Origin of the sequence: Brevibacterium sp. BDJS002, from assembly GCF_028201555.1 — a bacterium.
Classification (GTDB): domain Bacteria; phylum Actinomycetota; class Actinomycetes; order Actinomycetales; family Brevibacteriaceae; genus Brevibacterium; species Brevibacterium aurantiacum.
In genome coordinates this window covers 2,247,340-2,261,481 of record NZ_CP116392.1, presented here as the reverse complement: position 1 = coordinate 2,261,481, position 14,142 = coordinate 2,247,340, and the positions used below count along the sequence as shown (strand labels likewise).

General features: G+C 64.1%; 12 protein-coding genes. 7 read left to right on the top strand and 5 right to left on the bottom strand.

Features of this window, described 5'->3' with window-relative positions:
• Positions 1–97 precede the first annotated feature (97 nt).
• Positions 98–352, top strand: coding sequence for a type B 50S ribosomal protein L31 (locus PGC08_RS10625; protein ID WP_009881328.1), 255 nt, complete (start codon positions 98–100; stop codon positions 350–352).
• Between the two features lie 138 nt (positions 353–490).
• On the opposite strand, the gene PGC08_RS10620 is transcribed toward PGC08_RS10625, so the two are convergent.
• The 3 genes from PGC08_RS10620 to PGC08_RS10610 are packed head-to-tail and all read right to left on the bottom strand — an operon-like array spanning position 491 to position 2,610.
• Positions 491–1,315, bottom strand: coding sequence for a PfkB family carbohydrate kinase (locus PGC08_RS10620; protein WP_096161958.1), 825 nt, complete (start codon positions 1,313–1,315; stop codon positions 491–493).
• Between the two features lie 45 nt (positions 1,316–1,360).
• On the bottom strand, positions 1,361–1,825 hold the full coding sequence (locus PGC08_RS10615; RefSeq protein ID WP_009881326.1) for a tRNA (cytidine(34)-2'-O)-methyltransferase: 465 nt from the start codon (positions 1,823–1,825) through the stop codon (positions 1,361–1,363).
• A gap of 50 nt (positions 1,826–1,875) precedes the next feature.
• A complete protein-coding gene (locus PGC08_RS10610) occupies positions 1,876–2,610 on the bottom strand; it encodes a class I SAM-dependent methyltransferase (protein ID WP_009881325.1) in 735 nt (244 codons plus the stop codon).
• A gap of 377 nt (positions 2,611–2,987) precedes the next feature.
• Here PGC08_RS10610 and PGC08_RS10605 point away from each other — a divergent pair, with 377 nt between their 5' ends.
• The 6 genes from PGC08_RS10605 to metX all read left to right on the top strand — a co-directional run bounded on the left by PGC08_RS10605 (position 2,988) and on the right by metX (position 11,328).
• The gene (locus PGC08_RS10605) at positions 2,988–3,668 is read left to right on the top strand and encodes a porin (RefSeq protein WP_180959470.1); all 681 of its coding nucleotides are present in this window, start codon (positions 2,988–2,990) and stop codon (positions 3,666–3,668) included.
• Entirely contained in the window at positions 3,658–4,374 is a 717-nt protein-coding gene (locus PGC08_RS10600) for a Y-family DNA polymerase (protein ID WP_271708405.1), read from the top strand. The genes PGC08_RS10605 and PGC08_RS10600 overlap by 11 nt, the downstream gene beginning before the upstream one ends.
• On the top strand, positions 4,338–5,402 hold the full coding sequence (locus PGC08_RS10595; RefSeq protein WP_271708404.1) for a hypothetical protein: 1,065 nt from the start codon (positions 4,338–4,340) through the stop codon (positions 5,400–5,402). The genes PGC08_RS10600 and PGC08_RS10595 overlap by 37 nt, the downstream gene beginning before the upstream one ends.
• A gap of 19 nt (positions 5,403–5,421) precedes the next feature.
• Complete coding sequence (locus PGC08_RS10590; RefSeq protein WP_271708403.1) at positions 5,422–8,790, top strand: error-prone DNA polymerase; 3,369 nt, start codon at positions 5,422–5,424, stop codon at positions 8,788–8,790.
• A 179-nt stretch (positions 8,791–8,969) separates the two neighbouring features.
• On the top strand, positions 8,970–10,292 hold the full coding sequence (locus PGC08_RS10585) for an O-acetylhomoserine aminocarboxypropyltransferase/cysteine synthase family protein (RefSeq protein WP_069600215.1): 1,323 nt from the start codon (positions 8,970–8,972) through the stop codon (positions 10,290–10,292).
• Position 10,293: 1 nt separating this feature from the next.
• Positions 10,294–11,328 carry a homoserine O-acetyltransferase MetX gene (gene metX / locus PGC08_RS10580; protein ID WP_009881319.1) on the top strand — a complete coding sequence of 345 codons (1,035 nt, stop codon included), beginning with the start codon at positions 10,294–10,296 and terminating at the stop codon, positions 11,326–11,328.
• A gap of 126 nt (positions 11,329–11,454) precedes the next feature.
• On the opposite strand, the gene PGC08_RS10575 is transcribed toward metX, so the two are convergent.
• The gene (locus PGC08_RS10575) at positions 11,455–13,521 is read right to left on the bottom strand and encodes an acyl-CoA dehydrogenase family protein (RefSeq protein ID WP_101598277.1); all 2,067 of its coding nucleotides are present in this window, start codon (positions 13,519–13,521) and stop codon (positions 11,455–11,457) included.
• A complete protein-coding gene (locus tag PGC08_RS10570; RefSeq protein WP_271708402.1) occupies positions 13,518–14,105 on the bottom strand; it encodes a TetR/AcrR family transcriptional regulator in 588 nt (195 codons plus the stop codon). Before PGC08_RS10570 ends, PGC08_RS10575 begins: the two co-directional genes overlap by 4 nt.
• Positions 14,106–14,142 lie beyond the last annotated feature (37 nt).

Below are 14,142 nucleotides of genomic sequence, written 5' to 3'. Positions count from 1 at the left end.
TCCTACGGTACGGGGCGTGTCCAGCAGACGAATTCGGGCACTGGCGGATGGGTCGACCCATACCAGGCGCCTGAGCGGATTCAGCAAAGGTAAGAATATGAAAAAGGACATCCACCCGGAATACGCACCGATCGTGTTCAACGATCTGTCGTCGGGAACCAAGATCCTCACCCGCTCGACCGCGAAGAGCGACAAGACGATCGAGTGGGAAGATGGCAACACCTACCCAGTCATCGACGTTGAGATCTCGAGTGCATCGCACCCGTTCTACACCGGAAAGCAGCGCATCCTCGACTCCGCAGGCCGCGTCGAGAAGTTCAAGGATCGCTACAAGGGCTTCGGCAAGCGCTGACCCCCTGTCGGTTTCGACCGACCCGACGGTTCCGACCGTCACGCATGACTCATGCGAACTGCCCCGCACACCTGAGCTGGTGTGCGGGGCAGTTCTCTGTCTCCTGCTGGTCGAGACGCTCTGGTTCGGACGCTCGGGTCAGTCCACCGTGACCCGGACCTCGGGTGAGGGCTGAGTCCGTGCCGCGGGGTGGAACAGTGAGGCCACGCCGGTGGCGTTGTCGAGGCAGTTTGCGATGCCGTGAGCGACCTTCTCCTTCGCCGAGACGACCGCGTCCTGGATGCTCAAGCCAGTGGCGATGCCAGCGGCGATGGATGAGGCGAAGGAACAGCCTGCACCGTTGACGAGTTTCTCATTGACCTTGCGTGAGCGCAGCGTCGTGATGCTCTCACCGTCGAAGACGATGTCGATGGCATCTTCACCGGCCAGACGTGCACCACCCTTGACGACGACGTTCTTCGCACCCTGGGCGTGGATGATCTTCGCGGCCTCGACCATGCCCTCAACCGAATCGATGGGCTCGAGTCCGGCCAACGTGGCGGCCTCTTCGAGGTTCGGGGTGATGACCGTGGCCAAAGGCACGAGGTTGTCGACGAAGAGATCCTTGAGGTCGACCATTGTGCCCGCACCCTTGCAGACGAGGACGGGGTCGAAGACATAGGGCAGCTCATTGGTCTTCAGCTTCTGAGCCAGGACGAGAGCGTTCTCCACGGACCCGAGCATGCCCGACTTGATCGCATCGAACGTGTGCACGGCCAGCGTCGATTCGAGCTGCCTGGTCACGACCTCGGGGTCGATGAATTCGATGACGTGGCTGAAGCCGTCATTCGGGTCGAAGGTGACGATGCAGGTTACAGCGGCGGTGCCGAATGCGCCGTATTCTTCGAACATCTTCAGGTCGGCTTCGAGTCCAGCTCCGCCGGAGACGTCGGAACCGGCGATCGTGAGCACTTTGGAGGTCATAGTGGTCCTTTCGGGAATTGCTGTCGGGCAGAAGTCTACGCGCGTTCAGGCGCCGGTGTATCCCTGCTGCCGCCACGCCTCGTAGATCGCGATCGACGCGGAATTGGCAAGATTGAGCGACCGCCTCGACGGCAGCATCGGGATGCGCACGGACAGATCCACATGGTCATCGTCGACGACGGAATCGGGCAGACCCGTCGACTCCTGACCGAAGAGGAGGACATCACCGTCACGGTAGTCCACCTCGGCGAAGGACTGATCCGTGTGGGTCGTGAACGCAATGACCCGACGCTCGCCGAGGTGGTTCCACAGATCCGTCAGAGACGCATGGACCGTGACGTGGGCCAGATCGTGGTAGTCCAGTCCCGCGCGACGCAGCTTGGCATCGGAGAGGTCGAAGCCCAAGGGCTCGACGAGGTGGAGGTGGGCACCCGTGACCGCGGCCAATCGGATGGCGTTGCCGGTGTTGCCGGGGATCTCGGGTGTGTGGAAGACGATGTCGATGTTCATATGACACCCATTTTGTCACTGATCGCCCGCTTGCCGGTCCACGAGCTTGGTTACTGCGAGTCCGAGGATGTGGTCGCGAGTCGAACGAGCAGATAGCCCTGGCGGGTCGACTCGGGGAACGGGCCGGAACGATCGGGTTCGCGTTCGATGCGGGTCACGGGCGTGAACCCATGGTCTTCGGCGATCGTGAGCACCTGTTCGATCGATCGGCGGTGGAAGTCGAGATCGACGTCGAAGCCGGCGGCCTGGGCCTGATGATCCACGCGGTCACCGAGTTGGAAGGCCAGTTGGAACCACCCTCCCGGACGCAGCACTCGTGCCGCCTCGGCGAATACGGTGGGCAGGGACTCATCGGGAATATGGATGATGGAATACCAGGCGACGAGTCCGGAGACGCTGTTGTCGAGGTTCGGCAGCGCGGTCATCGACCCGGTGGTGAAGTCAAGGTTCGGGTAGAGGCGAGTTGCCTGGGCGATCATCGCGGGGGAGAGGTCGAGGCCAGAGGGGCTCAGCCCCAGGGCGGCAAGGAATGCCGTGATCCGACCTGGGCCGCACCCGATCTCAAGGGTCTCGGAATGTCCTGTGGAGAGCACGAGTTCGGAGAAGGCGCCGAGGACCGCACGGTCATGCGGCTTCGCAGTGAGCTCGGCAGAAATCCAGTCTGTGTACGTCTCCGCGATCGCATCATAGGAGGCTCGGGTGGCGCACTCCCTGGCTGCCGTCTCGACCTGTTCCTGTGAGCCTGTCCGAGCCGGGTGTGTGGTCTCGTTGGTCCCATCGCTCATGCAGTCAGCCTACCGCCGAGGCGGTCCGGGTCGAGCGCGGAGCGTCTCCGCGGGGACGCCTGTGTGCGTGAGATTCCAATCATATCGAACTGGGATATTCAACAGACGAAACAAAATAGAATGAGGTGGATTGAAAGTCTTCTCTCGCACATGATGATTCCGATCACGTGTCAGTGGCTCCTCGTATGGTGAAGGCACGGTTCGAGGTCAGGGGGACTCCCGGACCGAGCGGCTGTGAAGGCCGAAGAAGAAGGGTGAGAACCATGATGAAGAAGACGCCGGCCGATCCGTTTGAGGCGGAATGGCGACACGCCCGGGCGGACAATACGGCCGCGTAAATCTTGCCTATTTAGAACACTAGTTCGATAATGGATGTCATGTCTGCAGTGCCACTCGTTGAACAGCTCAGCCGGGAGATGGGTATCTCCACGGCTACTGCTCTGTTCGATGGGCTCGTTCCTCGCCCCGTGGACCCGGTGCTGGCCCCGATGTTCCGCCGAGGTGGTCTTCCCCGAGGTGAGATCGTGACACTGACCGGAGGCCAATCCCTCAGCTGCGCCCTGGCCACGATCGCCATGGCAACCCAAGAACAGAAATGGTGTGCAGGCATCGGACTCGGTGAACCGGCCGTGTCATCCATCGCCGACTTGGGTGTTGACCTCGACCACTTCGTCAACCTTGTCACCCCGGCCGAAGACTGGCTGCGTGTGGCCTCCATCCTCATCGAATCCTTCGACGTCCTCGTCGTCGATCCAGGATTTCTGCCCAGTGCCGGCGAACGCGCCCGGCTGCTGGCGAAGGTGCGCGAACGCAAGATCAGCTTCATCAGCCTGACCTCGATGCCCGGCAGCACGGAGCAGATCACCATCACCGACACGCAGTGGTCGGGCACAGAACACGGCCATGGACGTCTCCGATCCTGCCTCGTGCAGGCCCGATCCCAGACCGGCGTCCACCGGTTCCTGCTGCCCGGACCGGACGGAACTCCCAGCGAAGCACCACCACGCACCCCGACTGAGGGAACATTCGAACGGCCGGTGATCCGCAGTGTCAGCTGAAGCCGCAGCAAGGCAGAAGAACCCCAACCCCACGGCGGTGCGCAGCGACCCAGCAGATAGCGACAGTGCGCCTGCCGCCGCGAGCGCCGAGGGTCGTCGCACGCTCGTTCTCACCGTTCCCGATTGGTCCGCCGTGGCCGCCGCGACCGAGCACGAGTTCAGCCCGCGCACTCCGGTAGCGGTGCTCAGCGGGGGCAAGGTCGTTGCGGCCAACGCGCCTGCTCGTGCCGCCGGAATCGCGTTGGGCAACAACAAGCGCGCGGTCGGATATCGCTGTCCCGAAGCCCAAGTGGTGGCCTGGAATGAAGAGACAGACAACCGACACTTCTCCGCAGGAGTCGGAGCGCTCGAGGAACTCGTGGCACGGTTCACTCTGCTCAGCCCCGGCACGCTCGCCATTCCCCTCGACTCGCTCAAGCACGGCTATGCCGATGAGCCCAGCGCCGTTGAGGCTCTGATCTCCGCGCTGGTGGCGGTCACCGGGTGGGAGTTCTTCCCCGGCATCGCCGACACCTTCTTCGCAGCAGTCCTCGCCGCGGGGCAGGCGCGGCGGGTCGAGCCGGGGGAGACTGCAGAGTTCTTGGCCGCCCAGCCGATCAGCACCCTCGAGTATGCGGGGGCAGGTGCGACCGAACTCATCGACACCTTCACCAGCTGGGCCTGCGCACCTTGGGAGATCTGGCCGGAATCGACGTGCGGGCGGTGAACTCACGGTTCGGGGCGCTGGGCAAACACGCTCACGATCTGGCCACAGGCGTCGAATGGGCACCCTTGAGCGATCATGTCCGGGAGGAGAAGCTCACCGTCGAACTCGGTCTGGACGAGCCGACGACCCGCAGTGACACCTTGGGATTCCTGACCCGCCAGCTCGCCGCCGACCTGCTGAGTACGGTGCGCCGCCGGGGGCTCGTGTGCACACAGATCACGATCGAGCTCATCGCCGTCTCGGGACAGTCCTCGAAGCGGACCTGGCGGATCGAGGACATGAACGAGAACACCATCGCCGATCGTCTGCGGTGGCAGGCAGAAGGATGGTTGGCCGGAAGCACTCGAAAAGGACCGGCCTCACCTCAGCAGGGTTCAGTCCCTTCCCGCAAGAACCGCAAAGACAGCAAGAGCAGCCAGGATAGGGAGACGCCGGCTCCCGACGAGCCCGGCCCCGACCCGGAGGACTTCTCCGAGGAGGGCATCATCGCTCTGAGCCTTGTGGCCGCGGAGCTGACCACCCCCATCGGGGCGACGAAGAGCCTGTTCGATGAGAACACCGGGCAGGTCACCCACACGCTGGAGCGGCTGCAGGGACTGTTCGGCCCCGACGCGGTTCTGGTCCCGGGGCTGCAGGGCGGATGGGATCCGGCCGAGACGAACCTGTGGACGCCGTGGCAGCAGGCAGCATCACCGGTGCGCAGCCCCGGGGCACCCTGGCCTGGGGCACTGCATGCACCCCGACCGACGACGGTTGAGAACCTGCCCGTCGATGTGCTTGCCGTGGGAGGTCGCTCGGTGGGGGCTCGCCCCGCAGGCCTGGAATCGGCACCGTACGCGATCCGCTTTCCGACCGGAGCCACCGAGACAATCGTTGACTATTCGGGCTCCTGGCCCGTGGAATCCGGTTGGTGGGATCCGGCGAAAGCCACCTATCGGACCCGTCTGCAGGTCGTCACAGACTCGGGACAGGCACTGCTGCTGAGCAAAGAGAACGGCCAGTGGCACATCACCGGCCGATACCGCTGATGAGGGAGCTGAACCGCTGATGGGCTTTTCGAATCCGCGCACCCCCTGGTCCCAGCTGGCCCAGCGGCTGGAGGGCAAACAGGCCAACCGCAAACAGGTCACCGACAGGCAGACGGTCAACAGGCAATCGGTTGACGAACACGCTGACGGATCTGACGCGCCCGCCTTCTCTCGCCCCGACCGGCATCAGGTGTCGGTGGGTCCTGGCGGCTCCGACGGTGCCGGCCGCTATTCGGGACCGGGTCAAGGCCCCATCCTGCGCACCTCGAGCGTCGAATGGGCGGAGCTGCATGTGCATTCCCAGTTCAGCTTCCTCGATGGAGCCTCCGACCCCGAAGAGCTCGTGGCCGCCGGTGCCGCCGCGGGGCTGACGTCCCTAGCGCTGACCGACCACAACGGTCTCTACGGTGCGGTGCGGTTCGCCCATGCCGCTGCCGAGGTGGGTCTGCCCACCGTCTTCGGTGCTGAGCTGTCCGTGGGGTTGGAGGAGAAGATCCCCGGCCAGACCGATCCCGATGCCACCCACCTATTGGTCCTTGCTCGTGGAGTAGAGGGATACCACCGACTCTCGATGGCCATCACCGAGGCCAACTTGGCGGGGGAGAAGAACCGACCGGTGTTCGGCCTCGAGGAACTGGCAGCGATGAGCGGTGACTGGACGATTCTCACCGGCTGCCGCAAAGGCCCCCTGCGTCGAGCCCTGAATGACCCGGACGGGGGACTCGGTGCCCTGCGCAAACTCATCGCGCTCTTCGGAGCCGACCGCCTCGCGGTTGAACTCAGCCGGGATGGGACTCCGGATGACGATGAACGGCTGCGCCACCTCGGCGACCTGGCTCAGCGCACCCACCTGCCGATCGTGGCCAGCAACAGCGTCCATTTCGCCACTCGGGCGCAGTGGAAGTCAGCCCAGGTGCGGGCCTCGGTGAGGTCCAGGCTGTCCCTCGACGAACTGGCCGGGTGGCTGCCGGCGACGGCGAACGCTCGGATCCACACGGGGGAGGAGATGGCGGCACGCTTCCCGCGTCAGGCGTTGGAGAACGCGGTGGCCATCGGCCGGGAATGCTCCTTCGTCCTGAACTCGGCCCGCCCGGATCTGCCGCGTGCGCCGATGCCTGATGACCGTGGGGCCGAGGAATATCTGCGTGAGCTCATCGAAGATCGCGGTGCCAGGCGCTACGGGACCCGAGCAGAGAACCCGAAGGCCTGGGCCCAGCTGGATCGGGAGATGGACATGATCGCGACGCTGGGATTCTGCGGATACTTCCTCATCGTCTACGACATCACCGAGTTCTGCCATCGGGTGGCCATCTTCTGCCAGGGGAGAGGCTCGGCGGCGAACTCCGCGGTCTGCTATGTCCTCGACATCACCGCCGTCGACGCGGTCAAGCACGAACTCCTCTTCGACCGTTTCCTCTCACCGGACCGCAAGGGCTATCCGGACATCGACATCGACATCGAATCGGGCAGGCGCGAAGAAGTCATCCAATACGTCTACGACCACTTCGGCCGTGAGCGGGCGGCCCAGGTCGCCAACGTCATCACCTACCGGGCGAAATCAGCCATCCGTGACGCGGCCTTCAGCCTCGGCTACGAACCGGGGCAGCAGGATGCGTTCTCAAAGGCCAGCAACCGCTGGTCGACCCTGCCCGAGGCGGAGGATTCCCCGGTCCCCGCGCCTGTGCTCACGATCGCGGATGACCTGCTGGGCTCACCCCGTCACCTGGGCATCCACTCCGGCGGCATGATCCTCGCCGATCGTCCCATCGGTGAGGTCGTTCCGATCGAGAAGGCCACGATGGGCCATCGCACCGTCGTCCAATGGGACAAGGACGACTGCGCCGTCATGGACCTGGTGAAGTTCGACCTGTTGGGACTGGGCATGCTCACCGCACTCCACGAGATGGTCGACCTGGTCCACCGGCACACCGGCGAGCTCATCGAACGCGCCCACATCGACGACGAGGACGAAGCCGTCTACACGATGCTGCAGAAGGCCGATGCGGTGGGCGTCTTCCAAGTCGAATCACGGGCTCAGCTGGCGACCCTGCCCCGCCTGCGCCCGGAGACGTTCTATGATCTCGCCGTTCAGGTCGCCCTCATTCGGCCCGGCCCCATCCAAGGCGGTTCCGTCCACCCCTACATCCGCAGACGGCAGGGCCTGGACAAGGTCGAGTACCTCCACCCGCTGCTGCGCAAATCCCTGGCCAAGACCTACGGGGTGCCGCTGTTCCAGGAGCAGCTCATGCAGATGGCCATCGACGTCGGCGGCTTCACCGGGGCCGATGCCGACCAGCTGCGGCAGGCGATGGGATCGCGACGATCAGAGAAGCGGATGGCCGAGCTGGCCCAGAAGTTCCAAACAGGCGCTGCGGCCAACGGAGTCGACGAGGAGACCGCGGAGTCCATCTTCTCCACGATCGCCGCGTTCGCCAACTACGGATTCCCCGAATCCCACGCGATCAGCTTCGCCAACCTCGTCTATCAGTCGGCCTGGTTCAAATACCACCACCATGCGGCATTCACCGTCGGCCTGCTGCGCAGTCAGCCGATGGGCTTCTACTCGCCGCAGTCCCTCGTCGCCGACGCCCGCCGACACGGGGTGAGAATCCTGCCCGTGGACATCCGCCACTCAATGGCTGGCAGCGACCTGGAACGACTCGAGTCCGATGGCACCGGAGACTCGGGCGAGTTCGGGATCCGGCTGGGATTGGATTCGGTGTCACATGTCGGTTCCTTCGCCGAGGTGATCGTGACCGAACGCGCGAAGGCACCATTCACCTCGGTGGCGGACCTGGCCGAACGCACCGGGATCGGCAAACAGGGCCTCGAAGGACTCGCGACCGCGGGGGCGCTGAGCTGCTTCGACCTCGATCGCAGGCAGGCACTGTGGCTGGCCGGTGGGGTCGCGGGAGCACACCCGGGCGTGCTGCCGGGAACCGCCACGATCTCCTCGGCACCGACCCTGCCGACCATGGACGCCTTCGATACGACCCTGGCAGAACTCTTCTCCACCGGGATCACCGTCGACGGATACCCGACCGAGATCCTGCGAGCGTCCCTGATCGAACGCGGCTATGCCTCGACGGCTGATGCCGCTGCGGCCGCGGACGGGACTCGGATGACGGTGGCCGCCATCGTCACCCACCGACAGCGCCCGGCCACCGCCTCGGGAATCACATTCATCAACCTCGAGGACGAATTCGGGATGCTCAACGTCGTGGCCACTGCCGGGCTGATGAAGAGGTTCAGGCCGATCGCAACCTCACGCAACGCACTCGTGGTCACCGGGCTGATCCAACGCGGAGGAGAGGTCGTGAGCCTCTACGCGCACAAGCTCATCCCACTCGAGGTGCAGCTGCCGACCAAGGCCCGCAACTTCCGCTGAGGGGACTGGCGGTGTGAGCGCTGCGAAAACTAGTGGTGTGACGAAACATGACGCCAGGTGACATGAACATGACGAGATCGCATCGGGGAAGTCACAGAGTCGAAGACAGTAGTGACATCACCACAAACAATCGCGCGGACCACCACGGGCGACTCACCCGTACCCGAAGGAGACACATCATGACCCAGTCATTCGAAACTCGTCAGATCCATGCTGGCCAGACACCGGACCCGGCCACGGGCTCCCGGGCGCTGCCCATCCACCAGACCACCTCGTTCGTCTTCGACAGCAATGAGACGGCCGCGAACCGCTTCGCCCTGGCCGAGCTCGGCCCCATCTACACCCGCATCACCAACCCGACCACCGAGGTCGTGGAGAACCGCATCGCCGACCTCGAAGGCGGCGTCCACGCCGTGCTCACGGCCTCAGGTCAGTCGGCAGCCCTGCTGGCGATCACGAACATCGCCGAAGCCGGTGACCACATCGTCGCCAGCTCCAGCCTCTACGGCGGAACCTACAACCTGCTTCACGTGACCCTGCGCAAGCTGGGCATCGAAACCACCTTCGTCGACGTCGACGACCTCGAGGCCTGGAAGTCAGCAGCGAAGGACAACACCAAGCTCTTCTTCGCCGAGGTTGTCTCCAACCCCCGCTCCGATGTCCTCGACATCGCCGCAGTGGCTGACATCGCCCACGAAGCCGGTGTTCCGCTCTTCGCCGACAACACCCTGGCCACCCCCTACCTGGTGCGCCCGATCGAGCACGGTGCCGACGTCGTCCTCCACTCGGCCACCAAGTACCTCGGCGGACACGGCAACTCGATCGCCGGTGTCGTCGTCGACAGCGGAAACTTCGACTACGGCACACAGCCGGAGAAGTTCCCCGGCTTCAACACCCCAGATGAGTCCTACAACGGTCTGGTCTACGCTCGCGACCTCGGCGCGGACTCGGCCTTCGGCGCAAACGTCTCCTTCGGCCTCAAGGCCCGTGTGCAGGGTCTGCGCGACCTCGGACCGGCCGTCAGCCCGTTCAACGCATTCCTCATCGCCCAGGGAATCGAAACCCTGAGCCTGCGCATCGACCGCCACGTCGAGAACGCGAACAAGATCGCCTCCTACCTCGAAAGCCACGACCAGGTCAGCCGGGTCGCCTTCGCGGGACTCGAGTCCAGCCCCTGGCACGACAAGGCCAAGAAGTACCTGCCCAACGGTGTCGGATCGGTCCTCGGCTTCGACATCGCCGGAGGCTTCGACGCCGCCGTGGCATTCGTCGACGCACTTGAACTGCACTCCCACGTGGCCAATATCGGCGACGTCCGCTCGCTGGTCATCCACCCGGCATCGACGACCCATGCCCAGCTGGACGAAAAGGCACAGGCCGCCGCCGGCGTGAACCCTGCCTTCGTGCGTCTGTCCGTGGGACTCGAAGGCAGCGACGACATCATCGCCGACCTCGACAAGGGCTTCGCCGCTGCCGCAGCGATCGCATCGGCCGCCGCCTGACATGACCACCCAGAGCACTTCCGTCGAGCGAATCCTGGGCTTCGTCACAGAATCCGGACACACGTTCGGAACTGTCGAAGTCGCCTATGAGACCTTCGGCACACTCAACACGGAGCGCAGCAATGCGATCCTGGTCGAACACGCCCTGACCGGCGACACCAGCGTCACCGAATGGTGGGCAGGCATCGTCGGTCCGGGGCAGGCGATCGACACCGAGAAATACTTCGTGGTGTGCGCGAATTCGCTCGGCGGGTGCTCGGGAACCACCGGACCGCAGTCTGTCTATGACGACGGGCTGCCCTACGGATCCAGATTCCCTCAGGTCACCATCCGCGATATGGCCCGACTGGAACACAATCTGACTCAGATCCTCGGCATCGACTCCTGGCATGCCGTCATCGGCGGATCGATGGGCGGAGCCAGAGCCCTCGAATTCGCGCTCCTCGACAAACGCAAGGTGAAGAAGTGCGCGATCATCGCAGCACCGGCCTTCTGCGAAGCCGATCAGATCGCCTGGGCGATGATGCAGGAGCGCGCGATCGAGCTCGACCCCGACTACTATTCCGGTGACTACACCGCGGTCGGGGCCTTCCCCGCACAGGGGCTGGGTCTGGCACGCCAGATCGCCCACCTGACGTACCGCAACGATGTCGACCTCAACAACCGATTCTCCCGGCGACGCCGATCGCCTGACTACTACGAAGTCACCTCGTACCTCGACCACCAGGCAAAGAAGCTCACCGCACGGTTCGACCCGCACAGCTACGTCGTGCTCACCCGAGCCCTGCGCGACCACGATGTGCGCATCGGTCGCTCACACGATCTGACGACTGCACTGGCCGATGCCTGTGTCGACAACCTCGTTGTCTCCGTCTCCTCGGATCGGCTGTTCCCGCCCGCGCAGGTCGAACTTCTCGCCCAGAACCTGCCCGGAGACGTGACCCATCACGTCATCGACTCCGGCATCGGCCATGACGGCTTCCTCACCGAAACCGAGGCTGTCTCGACGGCACTCAAGGGCTTCCTCGACACCTGATCGCCTGCCTGGGCACAACACGCCGGGCACAACACATGAGAGGGCCGTGCGGCTGATTCGCCGCACGGCCCTCTCACTGTCTGTCAGGACTAGTTGCCTGTCAGGACTCACCGGAAGTGATGGCTTCTACTTCCCGGCCTTCGCCTTGCGAGCATCCTTCTCGGCTGCCTTCTTCGCTGCCTTTTCGGCCTTACGCAGCTGCTTCTCCGGCACCGCATAGTCTTCCTGGGCGCGGGAGTGACGGTAGTAGTCCGCGGCTTCGTCCTGTCGCTCGGCCTCAACGCCGGTCGAGATCGTGGCGCGACGATGGTCATCGCCGTAGCCGAAGGCGTCCACCAGGTCCAGAGCATTCGCCGAGAGCTTCGCGCACAGGCGATTGAGCGTCTCGTTGAGCTGACGGGCACGCAGCATCGGCAGGCGACCGTACATGAGGTGCCAGCCCACATGCTTCTCGATGAGGCTGAGACCATACGTATCGCGCAGACGCCGGAACAGCTTGTTCTGGTCGGGGTCCTGCTGCTCCCTCATCGCTTCGTCGAGGGCCTTCCACTTCTCCAGCTCAACGTAGGCACGAGCCATCTCGATGAACTCATGCTGATTGGAATTGAACAGGTCGGCCGCGTCTGCCGCCGACATCTTCATCGCCGGGCGCAGTGCCTGCGCGAGGCCGGAGACCATGACTTCGAGCCGGGTCTCCAGCAGCGAACGCTGCAGGCGTCCGGACCGGATCCGCTTCTCGCCGAGGTTGGGGGTGAAGACATCGGAGATGGCCAGTCCCGCATTTGCCAGTCCGGTCCGGTAGAGCGTGTGCTCGGCTGCTTGGGTGCCGATGTAGCGGGCGGCCCCGCCGACATCGATATTGGCGAATTCCTTCGCATAGTCGCCGAGGAGGCGCTTGGCTGCCAGCTGCAGGAGCACGGTGTTGTCTCCCTCGAAGGTGGCATAGATGTCGAGGTCGGCGCGCAGTCCCACCAGACGGTTCTCGGCCATGTAACCGGCACCGCCGCACGCTTCCCGGCATTCCTGGATGACGTCGAGGGCCATCCAGGTCGTGTCGGCCTTGAACGCCGCTGCACGGGTTTCGAGCAGGGCCCGGTTCTCTTCACTCTCGTCGGCGCCTGAGAAGACCTCTTCGAACGAGTTGAGCAGCTTCTCGTGGGCGAAGGCCGAGGCGTAGACCGAGGCGATGGCCGGCATGAGGCGGCGCTGGTGCTGCTGGTAGTCCAGCAGGGTGGTCTCGTTGATGTCGTCGACAGTGGTGAACTGCTTGCGTTCGAGCCCGTAGCGCACGGCGATGTCCAGCGCCAGCTTCGACGCCACGATGGCCGCACCGTCAAGGGAGACACGACCCTGGACAAGGGTTCCCAACATGGTGAAGAAGCGGCGTCCGGGGGAGTCGATGGGGGAGGTGTACTTCCCGTCAGCATCCACGGCACCGTAGCGATCGAGCAGATTGAAGCGAGGAATCCGGACCTGTTCGAAGACGATCCGACCGTTGTCGACGCCCTTGAGGCCACCCTTGTAGCCGTCATCTTCAATGCTGATTCCCGGCAGGATGGTGCCGTCCTCGTCACGGATCGGCACGAAGAATGCGTGCACACCGTGGTTGACGCCGTTGGTGATGAGCTGAGCGAAGACCACTGCGGCACGGGCATCGCGGGCTGCATTGCCGATGTATTCCTTCGTCGCGGCACGGAAGGGCGTGTCGATGACGAACTCGTCCTTGTCGACCTCATAGGTTGCCGTGGTCCCGACCGCGGCCACATCTGAGCCGTGACCGATCTCCGTCATCGCGAACGAGCCCAGCAGCTTGCCCGTCTGCGCCGCGACCAGCCACGCGTCGTGCTGTTCGGCATTGCCCAAGTGCAGGATCGCTCCGCCGAAGAGTCCGAACTGGACGCCGGCCTTGACCTGCAGGCTGGGTGAGGCTGTGACTGTCTCCTCGAAGCTGGCGATATTGGTCGCATGCTCGTTGCGGCCGCCGAGTGCGGGCGGCAGCGCCACCATCGGCAGCCCGGTGTCGGCCATGAGCTCGACCCCGGCGAGCGTCTTCGCCCGCGTGGTCTCGAGGTCATCGGCGGGATCTTCATGCGTGATCTCTTCGAGTGCCAGGGTCCTGCCCTGGCGCCGAGCCTCGGCCCACCGGCCATCGAGGGCATTGTTGATCGCCTGTGGATCAAGGGAAAGCTTCATTCGTCTACTCCTAGTTTTGCGGGCAACGAGGCCCAGAGCCATTCACTGATTGCGGTGGCGAATTCATCGGGGCGGCTGGGATCGGCCAGCCAGCTTTCGGTTGCGGCACGCACGAACCCGATCGCACCTGCTGCCCAGAGGCGTCCCTGCGTTCCTTCCAGGGACAGCCTCTCGGCGAGGAGGCCGGCGATCGAGTTGAAGAACCCGCCGGTCTCCGTCGGTGCGAAGCGGTTGACTGCCGTATCGCAGAATCGGTAGATATTCGGTGATTCTGCGGCGAGCGCGACAAAGGCATGGATCATCTTGGTGAGTGCATCCTGCGCCGAGGCTGCTGTTGCGTCATCGAGTGACTTGGCGATGACATCCATCGCCCATTCGCCCATTGCCGCCTGCAGTCCGGCACGATCCGTGAAATACCTGTAGAGCACGGACTTGGTGGTGCCCGAATACTCCGAGATCTGCTCCATCGACAGCTCGTCTCCGTGCTCGTCGACGACATGCCGGACGGCGCGCAGCAGTTCTCGGCGCCTGAGGTCGCGATGCTGCTGCCACCGAGTGGACCGACCATCTGTGAGCGATTTCATGTGACAGACGGTATCAGGTACTGTCTGTAACAGTTAA